The organism is Bradyrhizobium barranii subsp. barranii (assembly GCF_017565645.3).
Taxonomy (GTDB): Bacteria; Pseudomonadota; Alphaproteobacteria; order Rhizobiales; family Xanthobacteraceae; genus Bradyrhizobium; species Bradyrhizobium barranii.
Genome location: NZ_CP086136.1, coordinates 1,290,864 through 1,315,449 on the forward strand (window position 1 = coordinate 1,290,864; position 24,586 = coordinate 1,315,449).

Consider the following 24,586-nt stretch of genomic DNA (forward strand, 5'->3'; position numbering starts at 1 on the left):
CCATGAGCCGCACGGAGCAGGACTTCCTCGGACAGCGCGAGATCGCCGACGACATCTATTACGGCGTCCAGACCATCCGCGGGAAGGAGAACTTCCACATCACCGGCATTCCGATGAACCAGGAGCCTTACTTCGTGAAGGCGCTCGGTTACGTCAAGAAGGCTGCCGCGATGGCCAACCGCGACCTCGGCGCGATCGACGCGAAAGTTGCGGACGCGATCATCCAGGGCTGCGACCGCGTCATCGCCGGCGACATGATGGATCAGTTCGTCACCGACTTCATCCAGGGCGGCGCCGGCACCTCCACCAACATGAACGCCAACGAGGTGATCGCCAATCTCGCGCTGGAATCGCTCGGCTTCAGCAAGGGCGACTACCAGCATGTCAGCCCGAACGACCATGTCAATTACGGCCAGTCGACCAACGACACCTATCCGACCGCGTTCCGGCTGGCGCTGATCCTGCGGCTCGAGAGCTACATGACGGCGCTGCGCCAGCTCCAGGAGGCCTTCTTCACCAAGGGCCGCGAGTTCGAGCGCGTGCTGAAGATGGGGCGCACGCATCTTCAGGACGCCGTGCCGATGTCGCTCGGCGCCGAATTCCGCGGTTGGGGCACCACGATCGGCGAGGAGGTCGACCGCATCTCCGAGGCGCGCGCGCTGCTGCGCGAGATCAATCTCGGCGCCACCGCGATCGGTACCTCCGTCACCGCGGCCGTCGGCTATCCAAAACTTGCGGTCCGGCATTTGAGCGCGCTGACCGGCGTCGACTTCATCCTTGCCGGCGATCTCGTCGAGGCGACCTCGGACACCGGCGCCTATGTGCAGCTCTCCGGCGTGCTCAAGCGCACGGCGAGCAAGCTGACGAAAATCTGCAACGACATCCGCCTGCTGGCCTCGGGCCCGCGCGCCGGCTTCAACGAGATCAACCTGCCGCAGCTCCAGCCGGGCTCGTCGATCATGCCGGGCAAGGTCAATCCTGTCATCCCCGAGGTCGTCAACCAGACCAGCTTCCTCGTCATCGGTCTCGACACCACCGTCACGCTCGCCGCAAGTGCCGGCCAGCTTCAGCTCAACGTGATGGAGCCGGTGATCTCGTTCGCGCTGTTCTTCTCGATCCGCACCATGGAGCGCGCGGTCAACAGCCTGCGCGAGAACTGCGTTGTCGGCATCACCGCCAACGAGGAGCACACCCGCAACATGGTGCTGAACTCGCTCGGCATCGTCACCGTGCTGAAGCCGCTGCTCGGCTACAAGCAATGCGCCGAGATCGCGCGCGAGGGCTACAAGAGCGGCAAGTCGCTGCACCAGATCGTGGTGGTCGAACGCAAGCTGCTGACGCAGGAGAAATGGGACGAGATGTTCTCGTTCGAGCGGCTGATCAATCCGGATTTGATTGGGTGATGCCGCCCACGTTTGCGTAGCGAATTCCGCATGTTGGAATTGCGGTAACGGCATCCGCCACGGCGTCAAAACGCAATACTTGACAGTGGAAAGATTGCCTTGTTGGTATGGCCTCCACCTTTCGATTTGCTCGCCACCAAAGGATCGTTTCGCCTATGTCCATGCCTGCCTTGTTCAAGGGGCGCTTGTCGATCCCCGTGATCGGTTCGCCGCTCTTCATCATCTCGGTGCCCGATCTCGTGATCGCGCAGTGCAAGGCCGGTGTGGTCGGCTCGTTTCCGTCGCTGAACGCGCGGCCGCCGGAGCTGCTCGACGAATGGCTGGCGCGGATCACCGAAGAGCTCGCGGCCTATGACCATCCCGACAAGCCGTCGGCGCCGTTCGCGGTGAACCAGATCGTGCACAAGTCGAACAACCGGCTCGATCACGACATGCAGCTCTGCGCCAAGTACAAGGTGCCGATGATCATCTCGTCGCTCGGCGCGCGCGAGGAGCTCAATCAAGCGGTGCACGGCTGGGGCGGCATCGTCTTCCACGACGTGATCAACCAGAAGTTTGCCCACAAGGCGATCGAGAAGGGGGCCGATGGTCTGATCCTGGTTGCGGCCGGCGCCGGCGGCCACGCCGGCACGATCTCGCCGCTGGCCTTCGTCGCAGAAACGCGAAAATGGTTCGATGGCCCGATCGCGCTGTCGGGTGCCATTGGCAACGGCAAGGCGATCCGCGCCGCGCGCATCCTCGGCGCAGACTTCGCCTATATCGGCTCGGCCTTCATTGCGACCAAGGAAGCCAACGCGGTCGAGAAATACAAGGAGATGATCGCGGGCTCGACGGCCGACGACATCGTCTACTCGAACCTCTTCACCGGTGTGCACGGCAACTATCTGAAACCTTCGATCCTCGCGGCCGGCATGGATCCGGAAAACCTGCCGACGTCCGATCCGTCCAAGATGAACTTCGGCACGGATGCCTCCGGCGAGCGCGCCAAGCCGAAAGCCTGGAAGGAGATCTGGGGTTCGGGCCAGGGCATCGGCAGCGTCGACGGCATCATCCCCGCCGCCGATCTGATCGCGCGCTTCAAGAAGGAATATGACGAAGCGATCGACCCGCCGCTCTAACCGCTCTCGTGTCCCGGACGCGCTGCAGCGTGCAACGCTGCTGCGCGGAGCCGGGACCCATCGCTGCAGCACATGGACCCCGGCTCTGCAGCGCACCGCTTACGCGCTGCACTGCGTCCGGGGAACGCCAGCCGAGATATCGGGCAAACATGACCGCCATCTATCGCGTCGACGGCAACAACGTCGTCACCAGCCCCAATGCTGCCGGTCCGTGGGACCGGCGCATGCAGCACGGCTCGGCGCCGTCTGCACTGGTGACGTGGGCGGCGGAACGCATTCCGACGCCGGTGCCGATGAATGTTGCGCGCGTCACCATCGACTTGATGCGCCCGGTGCCGGTGGCGCCGCTCACGATCGAGAGCGAGGTTTTGCGCGAGGGGCGCAAGATCCAGCTCTGCGAGATCAAGTTGTTCGCCGACGGTGTTCAGGTCGTCGGTGCCACCGTGCTCAAGATCAAGCGGCAATCACAGCCTTTGCCGGACGACGTCAAGGAGTTGCCGGTCACGCTGCCGTCGCCCGAGGACTCGCTGGTCGAGGACGGCCATGGCGCGACCAGTCCGTTCGCAGGCATGGTCTCGATGCGCGCCGCGCGCGGCCGGTTCGGCCAGGCCGGGGCCGGCGCGATCTGGTTTCGCCTCGACCATCCGCTGGTCGAAGGCGAAGCGGTCTCGCAGGCGATGCGCGCCGTGGTCGCCGCCGACTTTTCCAACGGCACCGCCTCGACGCTCGACTTCCGTGCCTGGACCTACATTAATGCCGACCTCACCGTGAACCTGTCGCGCCAGCCGGTCGGCGAGTGGATCTTGCTCGACGGCGAATCCTGGATCGGCCCCTACGGCGCCGGCCTCGCGATGTCGCGGCTCGCGGATCGTCACGGCTATTTCGGCCGCGCGGTGCAGAGTCTGGTGATCGAAAAGCGCTAAGCGTGACGGCAAGCGCCGTGATCGCTCCTTGCGCCGATTGAACGGCAGACTTCCGCCGCCGCGGAAGGGATGCCCTGGTCGCGAACCTCTTCTTGTCCGGAGGTCTCTGCTCGACGCCAGCGTCCTGCCAGTTCAGCTGCCGTAGACGATCTTGATCTCCCACAGCAGGACGATGATAGCCGTGATCAACGTGATCGCGGCCAACGCACTTTCCAAGGAAGCGACTCTCATTTGATACTCCGCTTCCCAGCCCCGTCAGCGGTCTAGTTGATTCGTTGATTCGCCTGCAATTGCGCGGACGGCGTGCCTGAAAAGTCCCTTCCGAGCTGTTGTTCGCGGGTCACAGCGACCGTAGAACCCCGGGGTCCGGCCGCGGGAATACGTGCGGTGCTACCTGCCACAAGTTGCAGATCGGGGATGACTACCCCACCATCCGGTCCCGTCCACTCCAGAAGCCCGCGCGCAGCACCTTCTTGTCGACCTTGCCGACGCCGGTCATCGGCAGCTGCTTGACGAACTGGATCCGCTTCGGTGCATGTGCCGAGCCTTTTCGCGTCCTCACCAGATTGATCAGCTCGTCCGGATCGGGCTTTGCCCCCTCGCGCGGCACGACGATCGCGGTGACGGCTTCGCCCCATTTCTCGTCGGGAATGCCGACGACCGCGACCATCGCGACATCCGCATGCTGCGACAGCACGTCCTCGACCTCGCGCGGAAAAATGTTGAAGCCGCCGGAGACGATCATGTCCTTCTTGCGGTCGAGGATGAACATGTAGCCGCGCTCGTCCTTGCGCGCGACGTCGCCGGTGTGGACCCAGCCATTCTTCAGCGTCTCGGCTGTGATGTCAGGCCGCTTCCAGTATTCGGCCATGGCATGCGGCGCGCGCACGCAGATCTCGCCGGCTTCGCCCGTCTTCACTTCCTGGTCGTTGTCGTCGAGGATCCTGACCTCGCAGGCCGAGATCGGGAAGCCGCAGGACAGGAACAGCTCCGGCGTTTTTGGATCATGATCAGCCTTGCGCAGCACCGAAATCGGATAGCATTCGGTCTGCCCGTAAAGCTGCGAGAACACTGGCCCAATGCGTTCGATGCCCTCGACCAGCCGGCTCGGCGACATCGCGGATGCGCCATAGAGCACGAGCTCGAGCGAGGACAGATCAGTCTTGCTTAAGGCGGGATGATCGAGCAGCACATAGATCATGGTCGGCACGAACAGCGTGAAATTGATGCGCTCGCGCGCGATCGTCGTCAGCACCGCCTCGGGATCGAAACCCTTCAGCATGTGCACGGTGCCCCCGCGCATCAGGGTCGGCACGACTTTCGTGCCGGCGACATGGCTGATCGGGGCGACCGCGAGATAGTGCGGGGTGTCCGGGATCTCGAAGTCGGCGAGGATCGCGGCAGCACCCCCGGCGTTCTCGCGGTGATAGCGCAGCGCGCCCTTGGATTTACCGGTCGTGCCGCCGGTGTAATTCAGCGTGGAGAGATCGTCGGGGCCGGCGAAGCAATGCGCGCTGGCATGGCCCTCGATCTCGATCGCCTGCAGGAGGTCGACGCCATAGTCGGCCGGTCCCGTGGTGAAGACCGCCTTGAGCCGGCTCGCACTCGCGGCGAGCTCGCCGCCGCGATCGCGGAAGGTGGCGGCATCGACCACCAGCATCTCAGCCTCGGAATCCTCGAGCTGGAAGAGCTGGTCTGCCCGCGATCCCAGCGGATGCAGCCAGGTGACGCAGAGCCTGGATAATTGCGCGGCGACACCGGCGCACCAGGTGTCGGCGCGGTTGGCGGTGAGAAATGCGACGCGCGCGCCGGGCTGCAATCCCAGCCGCATGAACACGGCCTGGATGCGTCCGATCAGGTCGGTGGTGCCCTGATAGCTCAGCGATCCACCGGGCCAGGCGAAAGCGGTGCGGCCGGGATAGCGCGACAGTGCCCGCAGCGTCTGCGCGCAAGTCGGGGACGATGCGTGGAGCGGATCGGACATATGTTTCCCCGTTGCCTTGTCATCGGCTTTTGACGTGCCAATGTTTGTGCGCAACGCTAGCACAGGGAAGGCGGGATGGAACGACAAAGCCCGTGCAAGGAGGCGTGAGTGACATCCGATCGACTGCAACACTTCCGCGATCGTCTCGCTCTGCCTCTGATCGCGGCGCCAATGTTTCTGGTGTCGGGCGTCGAGCTCATGGTCGCGGCCTGTCGCAATGGCGTGATCGGAAGCTTCCCCACCGTGAATTGCCGCAGCACGGAACAGCTCGAGGCGTGGTTCACGGAGATCGAAACGCGACTGCGGCAACACGAAGATCACACCGGTCGCAAGGCCGCGCCGCTTTGCCCGAACCTGATCGTGCATCGCTCCAACGCGCGGCTGGAGCAGGATCTCGCCGTGCTGCTGCGACACAAGCCGGAGATCGTCATCACCTCTGTTGGATCGCCCGCGCCGGTGTTGAAGCCGCTGCACGATGCCGGCGCGCTGGTGCTGGCGGACGTGGCCTCGATCCGCCACGCCCGGCGCGCGGCGGAAGCCGGCGCCGACGGGCTGGTGCTGCTCACCGCGGGCGCAGGCGGGCAGACCGGCTGGCTCAATCCGTTCGCGTTCGTCCGCGCGGTGCGCGCATTCTTTGACGGCATCATCGTGCTCGCCGGAGGGATCAGCGACGGCCGCGCGCTGCATGCGGCTGGAGTCCTCGGCTGCGATCTCGGCTACATGGGCACGAAATTCATCGCGACGCGCGAGAGCATGGCGGACGAGCGCCACAAGGACATGCTGGTCGACAGCAGCGCCGACGACATCCTGCTCACCACCGCGTTCACGGGGTTGCAGACCAGCATGCTGAAGCCGTCGATCGTGGCTGCGGGCCTCGATCCCGACGATCTACCGGCGCGGGGCGCGATCGACATCGGCAAGGACATTGACGTCGACGCACGCGAAAACCGCCCGAAACGCTGGCGCGATATCTGGAGCGGGGGACACGCGACATCGGGCGTGACCGACGTGATGGCGGTCGACGATCTCGTGGCGCGGACCCTTGCCGAATATCGCGAAGCGGGCGGGCGGTAGGCGGCGTCTTTCCCCTCGCCGCCGCTTGTGGGGGAGGGAGAGGAGGAGCCGTCGCTCCCGATCACAGTTAATCGAGCGCTCCTCCGCGGCCCCGTACTTAACGGCAGATTAACCAACGCCCGCCAAGAATCCCCCTCACGGCCGCCAATCAGGACCGAGAGGGACAGGCGATGGACTTCGATTTTCTCAATAGCAAGACAGCCGCGACGCTGGACGAAATCCGGGTCCGCGTGGCCCATGCTCTGGCCCGTCATCCGCTGTGCCGCAACGTGCGCTTCGACATCCTCAGCGTCCCCCGCACCCGCCGGGGCGGCAATTGGACGGTGACGCTGCAATCGGTCGAGCCGCGCGCGGTCTGGGAGGCCTCCGAGATCGTCGCCGACATCCAGGATGCCTACGACCTGGCGCTAGCTGCCTGATTTCCTTGAGATTTCGGGGCATGTCGCCACAGTCCGCGCGATTGCCGTCGCGATGGCTCGGTTAAGCCTTATTTACCGCCCAGTTTCCGGGCACTCGTCACGTGGACTTGAAGCTGGGCCTGGAGAGACGTTTGTCCAAAGCCATCACCATCGTCGTGCTGACCTGTTTCCTCGTCCTCGGCGCCGCCACCACCGCCATCCTCGGCCGTGACAGCGTGCCCAGCGTCAGCGCGGAGATGATCACGCAGGCCCCGCCGCCCAAGCAGCTTTCGACAAATCGCGCCGCCAAGGCCGACCGTCTGGTTCCGACGCTGGCACTGGCCTCGGCCGCGATCGATCCGGTCCAGGTCTCTGCCGACAAGCTCTCACAGGCGCCGGTGCTGACCGAGCCGCTGCGCCAGGCGTTTGCCGCCGCGACGCCCGCCGATTTCCCGATGCCCAAGGCGAGTGTGCATGAAGCGCCTGCCGCCGCAGAAGCTCCCGTCGAAGCTCCGGCCAAGCCGAAGGTCGCCGCCAAGCCGCAGCCGCAGAAAAACTATTCGTTGCTGTCCGACGTGCAGATCGCAGGCATCAGGGATCGCCTGAAACTATCGTCGTCGCAGGAATATTACTGGCCCTCGGTCGAGACCGCGCTGCGCAATGTCGTCCGCAAGATCTCCGCGAACAAGCTCTCCAATCCGAACGCGCCGGGCGTGCCGATCGATCCGAACTGCGACGAGGTCCAGCAGTTGAAGTCGGCCGCAATGCCGCTGCTGTTCCAGCTGCGCGAGGATCAGAAGGAAGAAGTGCGCAAGCTCGCCCGCATCATCGGGCTCGAAAAAGTCGCGCAGCAGATCTGACGCGCAAGTTCCTCCGGGAACTGCGCCCTGCATCGGGAACATCCGGCAATCGACAAACGTTGCCCGCTCCAAAGAGGGAGTGGACCAATGCGCGCCTCGACAGCTTATTTCGTCGGTGCAGGAACGATCGTCGCGGCCATCGCCATTGGTCTCGGTGGCGGCATCGTCGCCGGCAATATCATGAATCCGGTCGCGCCCAAGCTGGGGCCGGACACGAGCAAGATGGCGCAGCGCGCTGAAGCCGCTAAACCCGCGATGACGGACGCGCCTTCCGAGCGCTTGCAATATCTCACCGGCTCGCAAGCCTTCGGCGCCATGATCGGCGCGCCGGCGCAGGCCGAAGCCAAATCCGAATCCGCAAAGTCCGACACGCAGGCAAGCCAAGCGAACGCCGAGCCGCCAGCGCCGCAGCCTTCCCAGGCAGCCGCGGCCGAGCCGCCCAAGCCGGCACCGGCATCGCCTCCGCAGGTCGCAAAGCCTGCCGAGCAGCAGGCATCGACAGAGCCGCCATCCTCACCCGACAACGCCTATGCCAAGGCCAGGGATTCCGATGTGAAGCGCGCCGCGTCCGAACGGCGCCGCATGGAGCGCCGCGAGCGCTGGGCCGAGCGCCGGCACTACGATCCCCGCGAGCCGCGTGGCATACGCGACCGCACCGATTGGGATGACGTCGCGCGCAACATCCGCGAAGATTCCGATGCGCGCGATGTCGCGAGCCGGCCGCGCGGCGGCTTGCCGCAGATCAGGCTGTTCGGGTCTGACGACGATTAGCGCCGATCCTCGCCGTCGCGCACGCGATCGTGAGCGACGGTTCGTTCTGCGGACGCGCTTGCCTCGAATTTCAACTTCCAGACGATCTCCGTTCAATGCATGATTGGCGTGGCTAGCCAAAGGCCGCGTCATGGGCGTAGCGCTGTTAGCTTGGGGTCGCTTCTTCGCGCCGGACCGCGAAGGCGTCATCGTGCCGACGCCGGTTGATAGAGCCGGCATTGCCTGGCTGCTCCACTTTCTCGCGCGACACGCGCGGAATGGCGGCTTCATCGCGCTGCAATTGCCCTCGAAGGCGGACGGCGGGGCGGCCTTCTCGACTGACCTCACTTATCTCGCATTGCAAACCTTTTAGAGGTTTCCATGTCGATACATCTGTTGTGGACGTCCGCGGACAGTCTCATCGTGGCCTTTGCACTCGCATTCATCGTTCCGCAACGGCATGTGCTGCCGCTCATTCTGATGTTCGGCGCTTGCGATGCGCTGGGTTCCGCGCTCGGCGTCACGATGCCGGTCGCGGGCGGGCTCGCAGCGATCCTGTTGATCGCGTGCGGCGCATCGCTGGTGGTGCGCCACCCCATCGCGCAACGTCTTTTGAATGCGTCGGGTGGTTCTATGTGCTGCCACCGCTGCTGGCGATCGACAATTTCGTGTCGCGTACGCCTGATGCGCCGGCCGTTGCCGCACTGTCGAGCGCGATCATGGCCGGGCTCGGCTTTGCCTGCGGAGCCGTCGTGTCGCGCGGGTGGCGCGCAGGCTTGCGCGACGTACGACCGCTTGCAGCGGCTTGCCTGATTGCGGCAGGAAGCCTCCTCGCCTACGGAGCCTGACCATGGTCGCCTCCGTCACGACCCGCAGCTACGACCGTGCCCGTACCGGTACGAACAATTCCGAGACGGTGCTGACGGCGACCGCCGTCCGCACCAGGGGCATCGTCAAACTCTTCAGCCTTCCGATTCCCGACGATCCCAGGCTCGAGGCGCAGCCGCTGGCGGTCGGCGGCGTGCACATGGCAGACGGCAAGACCCGCGACCTGATCTTCCAGGCCAGCATGGGCAACTGGGTCTATGCATTCGACGCTGTGACCGGCGAGAAGATCTGGGCGACCAACCTCGGACGTCCCATCGTCGGAACGAGGGCGATCGACGGCCACATGACCAACGTCCATTGGGGCATTCTCTCGACCCCGGTGATCGACGAGGGGGCGGGCATTCTCTATGCCTGCGCCTGGATCAGCGACGACGGCAGCGTCGTCAAGGGGCAGCATTTCCTCGCCGCGCTGCGGATCCGCGACGGCTCGAAGGTGCACGGGCTGCTGAACCTGGAGGGCGCGGTCTACACGCCGCCGAACGGCCTGCCGGTGCAGAAATTCGTCTCGGCCCAGCGCAAGCAGCGCAGCGCCCTGACGCTGACGCGGAACCACGTGCTGATTCCCTTCGGCACGATCGCCGAGACGTCGAAGACGGCGCGCGGCTGGCTGCTCGCGGTCGACGTCCATGCCTGGCGGCTCGCTGCGTCGTGGTGCTCCACCGTGACCGGCTCCGGCGGCGGGCTGTGGCAGAGCGGGGCCGGCCCGGCCCTCGCTCCCGACGGTTCAATCTACGTCATCACCGGCAACGGAGCGTTCTCGCCGCAGCATGGCGATTTCGGCGAGAGCATCGTGCGGCTCGCCTTGCACACCGGAAGCCATGCGCATTTCGAGGTCATGTCGTGGTGGGCGCCATGGACCGACGCCAACCGGGTCGGCGCGGCCGCGGACGCAGCAGCCGCCGACGACAATGACGAACTGGCGTTGCCGTCGAATGTTTCCCTGCCCTCCGTGATCGCGCATGCAAGGCGCATGGGAATGACGCTGAAGCCTCGGTATGCGCGCGAGATGCCGCATGTCGCGGTCACCTCGGGTCGCAGTGCAACCGATGCGCAGATCGCGCCGGTCGTGGCGCATCACATGGAGGCGATGAACGAGTCGATGTGGGGCGACCAGGATTTCGGTTCCGGCGGTCCGGTCTACGTCGCCTCCGCCCATGCCATTCTGGCCGCGGGCAAGGACGGCATCCTCTACACCGGCAATGCCAATGCGCTCGGCAAGACGCAGCCGGGCGAACTTGCGGCCGGCCATTTCGCGGCGAACTACAACAGGCTTCTCATGCCGCCGATCCTGTACACGTATTTCGATCCCGCCGTGCCGCCGGCGCCGGCGTCACCGATGGAGCTGAACGTGTTTCCCGGCGGCGCGACGCGGCATCTGCATGGCACGCCGCTGCTGTTCCAGTCCGCCACCCACGGCACCATGCATTTCGTCGGCGGCGAGAACAGCGCCTTGCGGGCCTGGTCGATTGCGGCCGACGGGAGAACGACCTATCTCGCCGGGGGCAACGAGATCGCCTCGCCGCAATCGCCGCGTCCGCCGGGCGGCATGCCCGGCTGGAGCATCACGCTTGCCGCCAACAACGGCACCGATGGCATCATCGTGGCGATGGTGCCCTATCAGGACAGCAACATGATTCTCAGTCCGGGCCGCTTCCTGGTCTACGACGCGCAGAATTTCGCCACCAATCCGGATGGCTCCAAACGGCTCCAGGTGATCTGGGACAGCGAGGACTGGGGGCCGGAGCACGCCTTCATGCATCCCAAGTTCAACCGTCCGATCGTCTGGAAAGGCCGCATCTATCGCCCGACTTATGACGGCCGCATCGACGTCTATGGCCTGACGAACTAGCTGCTGTCCCTCTCCCTTCTTCGCGGGAGAGGGTGGCTCGCGGCAGAGCGTCTCTGCTCTTGGTGCGTCGAAGCAACTCTCATCCGCCTTGCCATCGGCAAGGCACCTTCTCCCACAGGGGGGAAGAAGATCACCCGCCGTGCGACTCCACCACCTTGCGGCAGGCGTCCGAGAGCTTTGTCTTGTTCTCGCGCAGGCAGGCATTCATCTGCGGCGGCTTGCCGATATGTTCGGCGCAGAATTTGCCGGCGTCGCTGCGGCAGGCCATCTGCTCTTGCGGCGTCGGACCGGATTGCGCAGCGGCGGGCAGGATGGCGGCAGCGAGCAGCAGCGCGGCAAGAACTGAAGTCCTCATGAGACACCTCTTTGGGATTGTGACGGGTCCCGCTGGGATCGGGTGAGCCGGACCATCTCGCGGAGGGCCGTTGCCGGTCCATGCCATGTTCATGGCATCGGCTCGCCCGCCGCACCCCCATCTTCATGGCATGTATCCGCGCGCCGTCTTTTGCCATTCAGGCTGCACGTCGGCTGCGAGACCCGGTGATTGCATCGGGGCGCCGAACGGGAAGCAGGAGAGCAAGATGTCGAAAAACGTGGGAGCGCTGAGCGCCGGCCTGACGGTCATGATGCTCGCGGGTGCGGCGATGGTGTCGCTGGGCACGAGCCCGGCGCAGGCGGTGGTCTATTGCAAGACGGTCGGCGTGCCCAAGGGCTGCGTGGTGCGGCCGGCCGGGGCGGTGGTGGTCGCGCCGGCCGCCGCGGTCGCGGTGGCGACGCCCGGTGTCGGCGCGCCCGGCATCGGCGTCCGTGCGGGGACGCCGATGAATCGCGGAGGCCCGGTCAATCGCGTCGGCGTGCGCTGACGATCTCGTTTGATTGAGTTGATTGCATCGCTTCGGGCGAAAGGATGACCTGCGGACGAACCCTCCGTCCTCCGCATGACGATAATCCGGCCCGTTCCCTCTCTCCGTGCGTCCCACACGTTCGGGGAGGGGGCTTTTCAGCCCGTGGCGGCGGCGTCGCTATCGGGAAAGGTTTTCGGCAGTTGCAGCCGTACGCGCGTCCCCGAGGAATCCGAGGCCAGATCCAGCACCGCGCCGCAGCGCGCGGCGCGGCTTCGCATGTTGCGCAGACCCCGCGCGGTCTGGCCTGCACTCCCGGCTTCGCCGTTGCCGGACAGGGCAAAGCCCATGCCGTCGTCCGCAACGCTGATCACGCCACACGGCCGGTCACCATCTCCTCGGCCATCGTCGAGCGTCTCGATGGTAACAACGATATGGCGCGCCTGCGCGTGCTTGACCGCGTTGGTCACGGCCTCGTCGAGGATGCGCACGATCTGGATGACGTGCCATGGCCGCAGTTCGGGATGCAGCGGCAGGCCCTGCGGCGTCGCCACGTGCCATCCGAGGGCGACGTCGTGCGGCCGCAATTGTGCCGCCGCGCGCTCGCGCCAGGAGCCGAGCGCAAGCATCAGGTCGCCGCCGATGTCGTCCATGGAATCGATGACGAGGCGAAGATCCTTCAGCGCGGCGCGCGCCGCATCCGTGATGGTCGCGCCCTCGTGTCCGCGCTCGGAGAGCGCGACGATGCTGACGAGCTGACCGCCGAGGCCGTCATGCAGGTCGCGCATCAAGCGCGTGCGCTCGTTGGCGAGTGCGGCGGCACGGGCGCGCTCTTCTTCGCGGGCGAAGCTTGCCTTCAGCCGCTCCTCGGCCTCGCGCACGCGTGCGATGAGTTGGCCGGCGAAGCTGTCGACCTCGTTGAGCGCGCGGGCGAAGCGCCAGGTCAGTCCGGCGCCTATCGCCACCAGCATCGCGGAATAGGACAGCCGCGTGACGAAGGTGCGATCGTCCGGCACGAACTCGAACGCCGAGAGCATGTCGTGAAACCAGCAGGTCAGCACGATGGTCACGGCGCAGCCGAAGGTAAAGCTCGCCGCGTCCTGCCGCCTGATCACCGCCCACGTCAGGATGACGACCAGCAGCATCAGGCACAGGCCCACGGTCGGCACGCCGAGGAACAGAAAGGTGATGCGCGGGATCGGCTGGCCCGCAAAGAGCCCGACCAGCAGGATGACGAGCCCCGGCGCGAACAACAGCAGCCCGTAGCGCGGCCAGCGCCAGCCGAAGAACAGCACCGCGAACGTCACGACCAGCGCGCTCTCGATCGGCGCGGACGCCAGCAGGATGGCGGCCAGCCGCGGATAAGGCGCGGGCGGCAGCGGCGCCGGCGCGAAGGCCTGCATCGCGCCGACGAGCATTCCTGCCGCCAGCACGCCATAGACCGGCTCGCGGCGTCGCATCAGCCACATGATGGCGAGGATCACCGCCAGCAACGATTGCCAGGCCGAGAACACCACGGGCAGCGTCACGAACAGCAGCGTGCGCGTCTCGTAGGCTCCCCGCAGGCTTTCGTCCGGCCCGACATAGACGGTGTCGAGGAAGCCTCGCTCGGACCCCACACCAACAGCCGCACGGTGATGGCGTTGCTGCCGTCGCGCAGCAGCGACGACGGGATCAGTGCGATCTCCGGCGTGTTGCGGTCGGGCCGGTTGGCGGTGGGATCGCGCCGCGAGTCCAGGATCGCGACGCCGTTGACCGCGACCTCCACGCCGTTGCTGAAGCGCGGCAGGAAAACCGACCAGGCCGTGTTTGCCGCATCGGGCTTGAAGACGAACGCGCCCGAATAGAGCGGCGGGTCCTGGAGCGCGTAGCGCGACGACGTGAAATGCGGCAGCGTCACCGCCCGGGTCGTGCCGTCCTCCCGCAGCGAAAATTCGCTCACGGCAAAATCGTCGGGGTCGCTGGGCTGGAGCAGCCGCAGCCCCTGGATAGTGACGATCACGATCAGGACCTGGAGCAGCAGATAAGGCACGAGGCGCGACACGATCAGCCGGCGCCGCGGTCGCGCAGGTGCCTTTGCTGCAATCTCGCTCACAGCTTGATCAGGCCCTGCTGCACCGCCTCGAACACCGCTTCGCTGCGCGTGTGCACTTCGAGCTTGCGATAGATGTTCTTGATGTGGCCGGGCACGGTCTGCCTGGACAGGCCGAGATGGCTCGCGATCTCGGCGTAGCTGAAACCCTTGGCGATGCCCCAGAGGATATCGATCTCGCGCGGGGTGAGTCGTGCGGTGTTGAGCACGGGACCCCGCGGCGGCTCGGCCGAACTCGGCGCGGCGCCTTGCGTTCTACGTACGATGAAACGGGCGATCGAGGCCGAGATCGGCGAATGGCCGGCGACCAGATTGCGCACGGTGGTGGCGATATCGGTCGGGAAGGCGTCCTTCAGGAGATAGCCGGTGGCGCCGACCGTGATCGCGGAGATCACGCTCTCCTCGTCGCCGAGCGCCGAGATCACCATGATCTCGGTGTCGGGAAAGCGCTGCCGGGTCTCGCGGATCAGCTCGATGCCATGGCCGTCGGGCAGCCGCAGATCGGTCAGCAGCACGCGCGGCGCGCCGCCGTTCAGGGCCTGGCGCGCCTCGCCGAGCGTGGCTGCGCTGCGCACCTTGTAGCCGGCCTTGACCAGCGCATCCTGGAGCCGCCAGCAGGTCGGCGCGTCGTCCTCGACGAGGAGGATGGTGATGGCCTCACCCGTCTCGCCCTGTTCGCTCATGTTCATCGTCCCGCACCGCGTGTCCCCCGCGGCGCGAGGCCAAGTTTAGCCGCGGCGCGGACGCCGTGACACCCATAATCATGGGGGCGTTGTCACTCTTCCGCTCCGTTGCGCCGGCGCCTACTGCTTTGGCGTCGGCGGCGCGGGCAGACGCTGTACCGTGATCCGCGCCGTGCCGCTGTTGTTCTTGTAGTATTGTTCGTCCGGCCCGAAATAGTCGGCGTATTTTGCCGGGGCCAGCCATCGCAGGAAGCCCGGGACGATCTGCACGGCGTCGTTGACGTAGAAGAACAGCTCGCCGGAATCAGGTGCGGTGAATTCGGCCACCATCCGGTCTGCAAGTTTCTGCGTGTCCCAGACCTTGCGGGCCGACTCGTCTGGCGGAAGCGCATCGAATGTGCCCATCTTCGCGATATCGGCCTTGAGTTTCGTCAGCTTCGCCGCATCGTCCGTGCTCGATTCCTCAGCGTTTTCGATGCGGACGGGATATCTGTTTTTTGGCTCATCCTGAGCATTGTCCTCGGGGAGGGTCGGGTCAATGCGGCGCGGCAGGTCATCTGCCGACATCACGTTCATGGCCTGCAGTGGCTGATCGTTCAGGCCCTTCTCGCCGACGCGTACGACCGGCTGGAACCAGTCCGCGCCGAACAGTCGCCGGGTCGGGAGAGCGAGGTAATGGTGGTTTTCGTAGGTCTGGAATCCGTTGACGCCGGTCATGATCGTGCGGTCGAACCAGCGTTGGTCGATATCGATCCAGACCCGGTATTTGCGGCCCTTCTCCACGGCGAGCCTGCTTGCCCAGCAGAACTGGTTGACGTTGAAAAGCTCGGCCGCAGGAAGCGCGTTGTCGCCCACCGGCTTGGCTGGCGGAATGTCTACCGCGACGTTCGCTCCCTTTTTCTTCGCCTCTGCGGCTTTTGTTTCCGGGGCTTCACAAACCTGTCCGGTCGCGACGCGCCAGGTGAAGAAGCTGCTCGAGGCGATCAGCAAGGCCGCGGCGTAGATGACGACGATGGAGACGACGGGAAAGATGATCTTGGTGAACGGAAAGCTCATCCACCGCGCATTTCGCTGCATCAAACCGCCAAACCTGAACAACCAACTCATCCGGCTGAGGTTTTTTGCGCTCGCCTTCCGTTCCGGCCGGTACCAGGCGAGCCGCGCCCGCTCCTGGATGCCATCACGCAGCGAGGCGTTGATGCTCCAGACCCACCACGTGACCAGCACGACGAGTGAGGTCGCGACAGGATAATAGAGTGCGATATTGAGCCATGGCCCCGCATAGGAGGGCAACACGTTCTTGAGCAGGTTCGCGACGGAGCCGAGTATGGCGCTGAAACCCCAGTCGATGTTGCTGACAAAATCGCGCAGGCTCTTGCCGGATGTATCTATGATCTTGTGGGCGATCCACGGCCAGGCGGCAATGATGCCCGTCATGATCAGGAGCGCGAAATAGGCCACGCGTCGCCACCACACGGCGCCGCGCGCCAGATTCGCCATGTCCGCGTCTGGCGCTTTCATTCCAGTGAAGGCGTCGGATTCCTCCTTGCTTATCGGACGCCTCGCTTTCTTCGCGTAGGCGTCATGCATGGCCTGGTGCGCGCCGTCATTGGTGAGCTCCCTGATGCTTGCGTCGGGCTCAGCACCCGCGCGTTCGCCGGCAGCATGATCGGCGCATAATCGTCGCATCCGAACAGCATTCGTTCGACCACGGCGAAGTGAACGACCGGTTTGCCGCCGTTTGCATCGCCTTCGAGGATCGGCCGCGGACCGTAGCGGTAAAGCACGGCGGCGCCGCTGCGTGAATCGTGCTTTGGCCCGATCGCCGATTGATACTCGCGGAAACGCTCGATCGTGCCGTTCTGGAAGCGCAATTGGCCACCGAGCTGTTCGGCCATCCAGACCAGCGGAACGAAGGAGAGGGTGGATTCCGGGTAACCGCCGCCAATGTCGGAATGGACGCCCGCGAACCACACCTCCTTGACAGTCTGGTCATTCGCTAGACGGCTCTGGTCGATCCGCAGCGGATGAAAGGTGGTGCGCTCGTCGTCGAGCGCGAGCGCGTGACAGATGTGCTTCGCCTTGCGCGAGGGTCGGTGATTGCGGAACGAAATCGGCCAAATTGCCCAGTCGATCGCGACGCGCAGCTCCTCGATCGGTACGCCGAAAGCCTCGACCGTGTCGAACAGCCCGAGGAATTCGATCTTGACGTTCTTGCGGCCGGCCATGGCCTTGCGGACCGTGCAATAGGAGCGGTGCCAGCAGACGAAATGGTAGATGATGAGCAGCAGGTCGCGAATCCAGCGCGCAATCCAGATCGTCGGCAGGCTGCGATAGCCCACCGATTCCTTGCGGTATTCCCGCCATGCGGACATGGCGTTGCGCTCCATCTCTGCATGCGAGACCGGCTCGCCCTTGATTTCCGCCGGCCCAATCCCTGGCTCGCGATCAGCGCCGCCAGCGTGCGCGCAGTGAAGGCGCCGCGGCTGAAGCCGAAGATGTAGATCTCGTCGCCCTCGCGCCAGTTCCAGCACAGGAAGCGGTAGAGCTTGCGGACGTTGGAGGGAACGCCGATGCCGGTGGCGCCGTCGATGGCCGCGAGCGGCGCCCAGCCGGCGGTGCCGACGCCCTTGATGTAATGCGCGATCTGGTCCGGCTGGGTGTGGTCGAGCGCTTCATAGAGCCGCCAGACGCTGGATTCCTGGGCGGTGAACGCGTTGCCCGTGCCGTCGGCGAACAGCACCAGCTTGCGCTTCGACAGGGTGGTGGCGGTCGTCCCGCCGGCGCTTGCATCGTCATGCGTGTGCTTGGGTCTGCAGAATTACCATTCTGCGCGCCATCATGCTGGGTCATGGGGCCCCTCTGGCAATCGATGGTGAAGCACTTCAGGCTGGCGCCGTTCAGCGCTTCACGATTTCAATCAATGGTTGCGTCATGAAAACAGGTGCATTCTGTGCATAATCCCGTTGAGGTAGCAAGCGAGATCGCGCGCCGCCCTGCCGCGGTCGGACGCCGCGGCATGACGGTCACGAAAACGTTTGGTCTTGCTGGTGCCGGCGGCGAGAGGCGCGATGTCGGCGGACGCCTCTCCCCTGCGAGCGGGGAGAGGCGGAGCGTTCAGCTCCTACCTGCCATTGCCGCGGCAAGCGCCGCCGGGGCCGATATGGTAGCCGCGCGGGCAGGCATGCGCGGCGGGGTTGGCGTAGTTCCTGAGGCAGCCGCCATAGGGGCCGCGGTGCCAGCCGGGGCCGCAGCCGCCGGCGACCGCGATGACGTCGCCGTTCGCGCCTGCGTTGAGCAGGGTGAGCGGCATGGCCTGGGCAACGCCCGTGATCGCGCCGAGCGTGAGAGCCGTGGCAAACAGGGTGCGTATCATGTCTTCCTCCCGAATGCCCTTGCTTCAATGGCCGGCGGCGAACGCGATGCCGGCGCGTACTTCGGCGATCGCCTGGTCGATCATCCCGATCGCCTTCTCGCGATGACCGCCCTTGTTCGGCTCTGCCTTGCCGAGCTCGGCGCGGGCCGATTGCAGGATCGCGATGGCTTCGTCCATGTGCGGCTGCGCGCCAAGCGCGTAACCGATGCAGAGGCTGGTCGCGATGGCGCCGCCGAGCACGAGGCTGCGGGGTAGAGAGGTTCGCATGTCGTTGTCTCCTCCAGCGGGCGTCAGGCTGGGGCCGCCCGTTTGCCCGGATGCAGTCCTTGTGTGGCGTGCCGCATCCGCTGCCTGAATAGGGCCCGCTTGTGTGGGGCGTCTTGGACTGTCCGGCGCCAGCGCCGTCGCAGCTTGGACTGACCGGCGCGGCTTGATTCACGTTGGCGTGCTGATAGCTTGCGGTATGCTGGTCTTCTGCGGGCGTCCGTTTGGCGTGCGAGGTTCGGCGAGCGCCAAGCCTTTTTTAAGAACTTAGAAAAGCCATTCTCGAAAAGTCGTTCTCGATGTCCGTCATCAGGAAGTCGCTCTCGACCGAGATGCTGCCGCAGGACTTGTCCGACCGGCAGCGCTTCATCCGCTTCGCGGAGCTGTTCGAGCATTTCTCCAACACCGGCGAGCTCGATCCGGCGTCCGACGTGCCGTTTCGAGCCACGATGAACTCGATCCATATCGGCACCACGATGCTCGGCCGTTGCGATGGCAGCTTCGTCACGGTCCGGCGCGAGAAGCGCCAGGTGATCGAGACCGGCGACGACCGCTTTTGCCTCGCGCGCAACACCGGAGATCTTCCGTCTCAGGTGATCCATCGTGGCCGCGAATTCACCATGCGGCCGGGAGCGATGGTGCTGCTCAAGCTGGATGAGCCGTTCTTCGCGGCCGACGGCGCGAGCCAAAAGCGCTTCACCAACGTGCATCTGCCGGTCGATACGCTGCGCGCGATGGTCGCCGACATCGACGATCTCGTCGGCTGCGAGCTCGAGCCCGGCGGCGCGCTGTCGCTGGCGATGGATTACAGCGATCTCCTCCTCCGCAATCCCACGGCCGCCGACGAGGCCGGCATGGCGATCGCCGGCCATCTGCTCGACCTTGCCGCGATCGGTCTCGGTGCCCGCAGCGATATCGCCACTGCCGCGCGACGCGGGGGCCTGCGCGCCGTGCGGCTCAAGGCCGTGCTGTCGATTCTTGAGGCGCGCTTCCACGAGCCGGGTTTTTCCGCCCAGAAGCTTGCCGCCGCCGGCGGCCTTTCCGAGCGCTACGTCAACGAGCTGCTGTTCGAGGCCGGCGCCAGCTTCACCACCCGCCTCACTGAGCTGCGTCTGCGCAAGGCCGCCGACCTCCTGGCACATCGCGAGGGCCGCATCAGCGACATCGCCTTTGCCTGCGGCTTCAACGATCTCTCTTATTTCAACCGCTGCTTCCGCAGGCGGTTTGGGTTGACGCCGACCGCGGCGAGGGGGAAGTGAGAGAGCGCTAGGTCTCCACCCTCGGTGGCGGATAGCGGCGCGCCAGCGCTGACAGCGGCAGGTGCCGTTCGCCTTCCGGCAGCTCCAGAAAGGCCAGCACTTGCGGCCGCTTCCAGTCACCGATGCCGAAATCCATCGCCATCCATTTCTGCGGCTCGGGGCCTTCGAGGCCCCGGACCCAGACGAAATAGCGGGGGAGGTCGTCGGCGTCCGCTTCCGTCGTGCGTCTCCTGGCCATCAAAGCTGCTCACTGGATCACCATTTCGTTGCGGTAGGATATAGGTATCGGCTCGCCGAAGTCGAACTCCCGGCTGCGGGTCCTCTGAGGCTGGACCGGTTGGTTAATGCGCAGGTCTGAAGATATGAACGAAGTCATGATCGATGGCTGGGGGGACGCCTCGGACGTCACGAAAAGGCTGATCGGCTCGTGGTCCTTCAACCGCGTCATCGAAGGCCAGGCTACGATGCAGGGTATCGCGATCTTCACGCCCCTGGACGAGGGGCGGTTGGCCTATCGCGAGCAGGGATATCTGAAGCTCGCGAACGGCACCATTGTGCAGGCCGAACGCGAATACGTCTTCAGCAACAGCGACGGAGGTTTCAAGGTCTTCTTCAGCGAAGATCCGCCGCGGCTGTTTCACGAGATTTCACTGTCCGCATCTTCCGGAGGAGAGCTGAGCGGACGTGCGCGCCATCTTTGCAAGCACGACGACTATCAGTCGGCCTACAAGTTTCGGCCGGATGGAACGTTCGTCGTCCGTCATGTCGTATCGGGTCCACGCAAGGACTATACGATGAACACGACCTACACGCGTCTCTCGTGATCAAGCCGGGGCGATGGCGACGGCCGTGCCGCCTCTCACCGCCAGAGCTCACTCTCCGCCACGCGGTTGATGTCGGCGAGCCGGCGGTCGGCGTTGCCGTGAAGATCGATGCTCTCAACCAGCGTTAGCAGACGCTGATATGCGCCATCGGCGATTTCGACCGGCAGCGGCTCCTCGTCAAAGGCCTCGACATAGCTGCCGACGAGGCCGCTCAACAGGCGGCAAAGACCGCGCTGGGCGGGATCGTCCCGGCCGAGCGTCTCGAGCTTTTGCTGAAATGTCCGGAAGGTGCGCAGGCCGTGGTGCTGTTGCGAAAGCCACGTATGCAGGTCGTTCATGTGAGCTCCTTCGAGTTACAGAAGAAGCTACCGGTTTATACAGGTGGGATGTGACGATTGGAAGGGGAGGGAAACACCGGATTCGTTGATCTAGTCCGCCTTCGCCAAGGCTTCGGCGGGACAGCCTTCGCTGCTTCGCATGGATAGACTGCGCCCGGCTCGCCCAGCCGTAGCTGCGAAGCAGCGAAGGCTGGTGCGCCACTCAGAACAAAACTGCGAACTCGTATGTAATTGAAATCGCTGTGTAATTCAGCCATGCATTGCTTAAGGGTTGAGCTTATCTTCAATAGGACAAGCGCGCCGGCTGGAAGGACATTGGGCCAAGAGAAAGCGAGTGGCCTCAAGTGCCGTCATGCAGCCGAGACCGGCGTGACAGCCTGCCGATAGACGCCGTCCCCCGCGTCGCCAGCCGCAAAGAGGCCTGGCCTGAGCGTCGCAAATCGGTGAGAGCTACGCTCGCCTGCGCTGATGATCGGAGGAACGAGAATACGTTTTGCTCCTTCAAACAGGTTTTTTTGCGCTCGAGCGCATTGGCGGCGCGCCGCAACGGCTCTAGGTAAACTGGCGATATTGACGATCGTCGAGAGCGGGAGACAAGGCAATGATACGGGATGAGAAGCTCCAACGGATCATCGAACGCGCTATTCAATCAGCTTTCGTTGATTTTCCAGACGCGGGAAACGGGACGGTGTGGCCGAAAACTTACAAAGAGCCCAACGAATGCAAGACTATCGCAACAGCTGTCCTCGCCGCTCTCGAAAATGCAGGCTACAGAATTTCGCTCGATGCAAACTGAGGCATCAAGGTAAGCCACCTAAGCCTCGATAAGGCCGCGCTCATAGCAGGCTTTATCGTAAGGAAAAACGACCGCCGGATCGGGTCTGTGGAGACGACGGTGCTTTCCCGGATAGTTCAGCCGCCACAGCACATCGCGAATGATATTAAGCCGCGCATGTTCCTTGTCACCGCCGCGGACCACGGTCCAGGGCGAGGTGACGGTGTGCGTCCGCTCCAGCATCTTGTCCCGTGCTTCGGAATAAGCTTTCCAAAGCTTCTGCGCCTTGGCATCGATGGGGCTCATCTTCCATTGCTTCAGGGGATCCCTTTGGCGGTCGGCGAGCCGTCGCTTCTGCTCCTGTTTCGAAATATCAAGATAGTACTTGAGCAGGGTGATCCCCGAACGCTCAATCATTGCTTCGAAACCCGGCACGGTCTCGAGGAATTCCTCGGTTTCCTCCTTGGTGCAAAAGCCCATGACACGCTCAACTCCAGCACGGTTGTACCAACTGCGATTGAACAGCACGATCTCTCCTGCCGCGGGCAAGTGCGAAACGTGACGCTGGAAGTACCATGAACACCGTTCCCGATTGCTCGGCGGCCCCAGCGCTACGACGCGGGTATCACGCGGGCTTAGATGTTCGACAATCGACTTGATTGTGCCATCCTTGCCGGCGGCGTCGCGACCTTCGACGATGACAAGGATACGCTGGCCGCGCTCAATCACGCAGCGCTGCAGCTTGACGAGCTCGATTTGCAGCCGGACCAGCAGCGCGTGATACCTATGGCGACTCAAATGTTGCGGAAGTGGTGGCCGGTTCTTCATGGTTCGATCCCTCCTAGTCGCCTCACTATCCAGGAATGTCGCGCGACACGAGGCTGTCCACACATTGCAGCAGGTCACACTTGTCGAATCCTATCGCACCGCGAACTGATGTTGTGCTTGCACATGGACACCCGTTAACATGCCCCTATGAATGAATCTCAGCGTTCTTGCACGGTGCCTCGTCCGGTTTCGGTCGTCTGGATCGACATTTGCATGGGCATCTTCAACTCGGCCATACTTCCCGAGGGGACCACCGGATAAGGGGCCTGGCCAGAGCCCGCCCCGATCGGAGCTTTCGTTGATTATGCTGAAGGTTCTTCACACGACGACTTATCGATTCAACGAACACGTGCACCTGTTGCCGCACCGCTTGATGCTTCGTCCGCGCGAAAGCCGCGAGCTCCGCTTGATTTCGAGCAACGTCACGATGACGCCGCATGCGGCCTTGACCTGGGCGCACGATGTGTTTGGCAATGCAATCGCGACGGCCACGTTTCAGATGACAGCCTCCAACCTGGTGATCGCCAGCCTCGCGGAGCTTCAGCTCGACGCGGTTGCATGGCCGGTGTTCGATATCGCTGTCTCGGCCATGTCTTACCCATTCCGCTATTCGGATGACGATTGGACCGATCTCGGCGCCCTGGCTCTCCCCCAGTACTCGGACACGGCGGGGGTCCTACGAAATTGGGCACAAATGTTCATTCGAGGAGGTCGGACCGATACGCTGTCGCTGCTAAAGGACCTGAGCGTCGGCGTTTCGGAAGCTGTCCGGTACCAGAGCCGTGAGGATGAGGGTACCCAAACGCCGGTAGAAACATTAAATCGTGGCTGGGGATCATGCCGGGATTTGGCGGTGCTGTTCACCGAAGCAGCACGCATGCTCGGGTTTGGAGCCAGGATCGTCTCCGGCTATCTTTACAATCCAGAGAAACAGAGCGTCGGATCGAGCGATGCGGGATCAACCCATGCGTGGGCCGAGGTCTTCGTACCGGGCGCCGGCTGGATCACTTTCGACCCGACGAATCGTAGCCTCGGCGGCTTCAATCTGATCCCGGTCGCGGTCGCGCGCGACATCCGGCAGACGATTCCGGTGTCCGGCAGCTTCGTCGGCAGCATCGGCGCCTTCGCCGGGATGTCCGTAGAAGTTCTTGTCACATCATAGATCGACGCATTGGACCTTCGGCAGCCTTTCTGATCAGTCGTTCAGCTTCAAGGCCCTCACGTTTTCTAGAAGGGCCTTCAGGCTCCTGCTCATGATGGGCATCGCCTATTGCGCCTACTCGTCAGTGGGGCTTGGGCCAAAGAGTGACATTGCGATGAGTGATGCCGTCCTAATCTGATGGCAAATTCCCTTTCGTTAAATTTTCTTGAATGAGCAATTTTGACCATGAGCTCGCGCGGCGTTGGAGCACAATACTTCTTGCCGCCCTGCTCTCGGCATCCATCGGTGATTGAGAGAATGTTTGCGAGGGCCGCGGCTATAGCCAATTGATTCCCGCTAACGGCAACACCCGCTGAAGGATCGCCGCTAGGCAGAATGGAATTGGGCGATTGGCACAACCTGTCGACAGACTTTCGGGGCTGTCACTGATCCACGCGGATCCACACGCAACAAACAAATCGGCGATAGCTGGAACTCTTGTCGGCGTGCCCTGTTCATTCTTTGTCCGATTCCGGACGCATAAGAATTGGTGGATACTATGAAAAGAATTCTATTAGCGACAGTCGCTGTTCTCGCATTCGCTTCTCCGTCATTCGCGGCGGAGACTGGCAAAACCGTTGGCCAATCGCCCTCCTCGTTCTATCTGGCTCAGGATACTGCGACCATGAAGTGTCAGATTGTCGAGAGCCAGCCTGCTACCGGCGGCAGCATGAAGGTTGTCGGCGTCGCCCACACGACAAAGGCCTCGGCAGAAGCCGCTTTGAAGGCGGACAAAACTTGCGCCAAGTAATCGGCTAAGTCGCGGCGCGAGTACAGAGGCGGGTCAGTGAGTTCGCTTAGAACCACGAATCCTCGGATCCGCCCCCACCAGCGCTTCGAGCACTCTGGGTCGAGGT

General features: G+C 64.0%; 25 protein-coding genes and 2 pseudogenes. 15 read left to right on the top strand and 12 right to left on the bottom strand.

Annotation, left to right across the window (positions count from 1 at the left end; all coding sequences use genetic code 11):
• Positions 1 to 2 precede the first annotated feature (2 nt).
• The 3 genes from J4G43_RS06280 (at position 3) to J4G43_RS06290 (ending at position 3,444) form a co-directional block, all read left to right on the top strand.
• Positions 3 to 1,403 carry an aspartate ammonia-lyase gene (locus J4G43_RS06280; RefSeq protein WP_208084269.1) on the top strand — a complete coding sequence of 467 codons (1,401 nt, stop codon included), beginning with the start codon at positions 3 to 5 and terminating at the stop codon, positions 1,401 to 1,403.
• Positions 1,404 to 1,558: 155 nt separating this feature from the next.
• Positions 1,559 to 2,521 (top strand): NAD(P)H-dependent flavin oxidoreductase, encoded by a 963-nt coding sequence (locus J4G43_RS06285; protein ID WP_208084270.1) that lies wholly within the window; start codon positions 1,559 to 1,561, stop codon positions 2,519 to 2,521.
• A gap of 149 nt (positions 2,522 to 2,670) precedes the next feature.
• The gene (locus tag J4G43_RS06290) at positions 2,671 to 3,444 is read left to right on the top strand and encodes a thioesterase family protein (protein ID WP_208084271.1); all 774 of its coding nucleotides are present in this window, start codon (positions 2,671 to 2,673) and stop codon (positions 3,442 to 3,444) included.
• A gap of 421 nt (positions 3,445 to 3,865) precedes the next feature.
• Here J4G43_RS06290 and J4G43_RS06295 read toward each other — a convergent pair whose 3' ends face one another.
• Entirely contained in the window at positions 3,866 to 5,428 is a 1,563-nt protein-coding gene (locus tag J4G43_RS06295; protein ID WP_208084272.1) for an AMP-binding protein, read from the bottom strand.
• A 108-nt stretch (positions 5,429 to 5,536) separates the two neighbouring features.
• On the opposite strand from J4G43_RS06295, the gene J4G43_RS06300 reads away from it, so the two are divergent.
• The 7 genes from J4G43_RS06300 to J4G43_RS06330 all read left to right on the top strand — a co-directional run bounded on the left by J4G43_RS06300 (position 5,537) and on the right by J4G43_RS06330 (position 11,247).
• A complete protein-coding gene (locus J4G43_RS06300; RefSeq protein ID WP_208084273.1) occupies positions 5,537 to 6,502 on the top strand; it encodes an NAD(P)H-dependent flavin oxidoreductase in 966 nt (321 codons plus the stop codon).
• A 170-nt stretch (positions 6,503 to 6,672) separates the two neighbouring features.
• Positions 6,673 to 6,921, top strand: a complete 249-nt coding sequence (locus J4G43_RS06305; RefSeq protein ID WP_028147356.1) for a hypothetical protein — start codon at positions 6,673 to 6,675, stop codon at positions 6,919 to 6,921.
• Between the two features lie 131 nt (positions 6,922 to 7,052).
• Entirely contained in the window at positions 7,053 to 7,760 is a 708-nt protein-coding gene (locus tag J4G43_RS06310; protein ID WP_166104261.1) for a hypothetical protein, read from the top strand.
• An 87-nt stretch (positions 7,761 to 7,847) separates the two neighbouring features.
• Positions 7,848 to 8,531, top strand: a complete 684-nt coding sequence (locus J4G43_RS06315) for a hypothetical protein (RefSeq protein ID WP_208084274.1) — start codon at positions 7,848 to 7,850, stop codon at positions 8,529 to 8,531.
• Positions 8,532 to 8,661: 130 nt separating this feature from the next.
• Positions 8,662 to 8,883, top strand: coding sequence for a hypothetical protein (locus tag J4G43_RS06320; protein WP_208084275.1), 222 nt, complete (start codon positions 8,662 to 8,664; stop codon positions 8,881 to 8,883).
• A gap of 8 nt (positions 8,884 to 8,891) precedes the next feature.
• Positions 8,892 to 9,323, top strand: coding sequence for a hypothetical protein (locus J4G43_RS06325; protein ID WP_208084276.1), 432 nt, complete (start codon positions 8,892 to 8,894; stop codon positions 9,321 to 9,323).
• 37 nt (positions 9,324 to 9,360) lie between these two features.
• On the top strand, positions 9,361 to 11,247 hold the full coding sequence (locus tag J4G43_RS06330; RefSeq protein ID WP_208084277.1) for a PQQ-binding-like beta-propeller repeat protein: 1,887 nt from the start codon (positions 9,361 to 9,363) through the stop codon (positions 11,245 to 11,247).
• 130 nt (positions 11,248 to 11,377) lie between these two features.
• Here the strand turns inward: J4G43_RS06330 and J4G43_RS06335 are convergent, their stop codons facing one another.
• A complete protein-coding gene (locus J4G43_RS06335; RefSeq protein ID WP_208084278.1) occupies positions 11,378 to 11,602 on the bottom strand; it encodes a cysteine rich repeat-containing protein in 225 nt (74 codons plus the stop codon).
• A 226-nt stretch (positions 11,603 to 11,828) separates the two neighbouring features.
• Here J4G43_RS06335 and J4G43_RS06340 point away from each other — a divergent pair, with 226 nt between their 5' ends.
• Positions 11,829 to 12,110, top strand: coding sequence for a hypothetical protein (locus J4G43_RS06340; protein WP_208084279.1), 282 nt, complete (start codon positions 11,829 to 11,831; stop codon positions 12,108 to 12,110).
• A gap of 137 nt (positions 12,111 to 12,247) precedes the next feature.
• Here the strand turns inward: J4G43_RS06340 and J4G43_RS06345 are convergent.
• From J4G43_RS06345 to J4G43_RS06370, 7 genes and pseudogenes are all read right to left on the bottom strand, one after another.
• Positions 12,248 to 14,184 (bottom strand): annotated as a pseudogene (locus tag J4G43_RS06345) (sensor histidine kinase).
• The gene (locus J4G43_RS06350; RefSeq protein WP_208084280.1) at positions 14,181 to 14,864 is read right to left on the bottom strand and encodes a response regulator; all 684 of its coding nucleotides are present in this window, start codon (positions 14,862 to 14,864) and stop codon (positions 14,181 to 14,183) included. The pseudogene J4G43_RS06345 and the gene J4G43_RS06350 overlap by 4 nt, the downstream one beginning before the upstream one ends.
• A 120-nt stretch (positions 14,865 to 14,984) precedes the next feature.
• Complete coding sequence (locus tag J4G43_RS06355) at positions 14,985 to 16,091, bottom strand: hypothetical protein (RefSeq protein WP_225004669.1); 1,107 nt, start codon at positions 16,089 to 16,091, stop codon at positions 14,985 to 14,987.
• A gap of 323 nt (positions 16,092 to 16,414) precedes the next feature.
• Entirely contained in the window at positions 16,415 to 17,239 is an 825-nt protein-coding gene (locus J4G43_RS06360; protein ID WP_256461475.1) for a phospholipase effector Tle1 domain-containing protein, read from the bottom strand.
• Positions 17,240 to 17,334: 95 nt separating this feature from the next.
• A pseudogene (locus J4G43_RS55265) lies at positions 17,335 to 17,607 on the bottom strand (phospholipase effector Tle1 domain-containing protein); the annotation flags it as partial.
• A gap of 381 nt (positions 17,608 to 17,988) precedes the next feature.
• On the bottom strand, positions 17,989 to 18,240 hold the full coding sequence (locus J4G43_RS06365; protein WP_071909307.1) for a GCG_CRPN prefix-to-repeats domain-containing protein: 252 nt from the start codon (positions 18,238 to 18,240) through the stop codon (positions 17,989 to 17,991).
• Between the two features lie 24 nt (positions 18,241 to 18,264).
• Positions 18,265 to 18,507 carry a hypothetical protein gene (locus J4G43_RS06370; RefSeq protein ID WP_063985829.1) on the bottom strand — a complete coding sequence of 81 codons (243 nt, stop codon included), beginning with the start codon at positions 18,505 to 18,507 and terminating at the stop codon, positions 18,265 to 18,267.
• Positions 18,508 to 18,803: 296 nt separating this feature from the next.
• On the opposite strand from J4G43_RS06370, the gene J4G43_RS06375 reads away from it, so the two are divergent.
• Positions 18,804 to 19,763 (top strand): AraC family transcriptional regulator, encoded by a 960-nt coding sequence (locus J4G43_RS06375; protein WP_208084281.1) that lies wholly within the window; start codon positions 18,804 to 18,806, stop codon positions 19,761 to 19,763.
• Between the two features lie 7 nt (positions 19,764 to 19,770).
• Here the strand turns inward: J4G43_RS06375 and J4G43_RS06380 are convergent, their stop codons facing one another.
• Positions 19,771 to 20,001, bottom strand: a complete 231-nt coding sequence (locus J4G43_RS06380; protein WP_063985827.1) for a hypothetical protein — start codon at positions 19,999 to 20,001, stop codon at positions 19,771 to 19,773.
• A 124-nt stretch (positions 20,002 to 20,125) separates the two neighbouring features.
• Between J4G43_RS06380 and J4G43_RS06385 the strand changes: the two genes are divergently transcribed.
• Positions 20,126 to 20,587, top strand: coding sequence for a DUF6314 family protein (locus tag J4G43_RS06385; protein WP_208084282.1), 462 nt, complete (start codon positions 20,126 to 20,128; stop codon positions 20,585 to 20,587).
• 35 nt (positions 20,588 to 20,622) lie between these two features.
• Here J4G43_RS06385 and J4G43_RS06390 read toward each other — a convergent pair whose 3' ends face one another.
• A complete protein-coding gene (locus J4G43_RS06390) occupies positions 20,623 to 20,925 on the bottom strand; it encodes a hypothetical protein (RefSeq protein WP_208084283.1) in 303 nt (100 codons plus the stop codon).
• 601 nt (positions 20,926 to 21,526) lie between these two features.
• Between J4G43_RS06390 and J4G43_RS06395 the strand changes: the two genes are divergently transcribed.
• Complete coding sequence (locus J4G43_RS06395; protein WP_038935057.1) at positions 21,527 to 21,721, top strand: hypothetical protein; 195 nt, start codon at positions 21,527 to 21,529, stop codon at positions 21,719 to 21,721.
• Between the two features lie 18 nt (positions 21,722 to 21,739).
• On the opposite strand, the gene ppk2 is transcribed toward J4G43_RS06395, so the two are convergent.
• Positions 21,740 to 22,528, bottom strand: a complete 789-nt coding sequence (ppk2, locus tag J4G43_RS06400; RefSeq protein ID WP_038935056.1) for a polyphosphate kinase 2 — start codon at positions 22,526 to 22,528, stop codon at positions 21,740 to 21,742.
• A gap of 298 nt (positions 22,529 to 22,826) precedes the next feature.
• On the opposite strand from ppk2, the gene J4G43_RS06405 reads away from it, so the two are divergent.
• Positions 22,827 to 23,690: a transglutaminase family protein gene (locus J4G43_RS06405; RefSeq protein WP_208084284.1), complete on the top strand. Its 864-nt coding sequence runs from the start codon at positions 22,827 to 22,829 to the stop codon at positions 23,688 to 23,690.
• Positions 23,691 to 24,586: the final 896 nt, after the last annotated feature.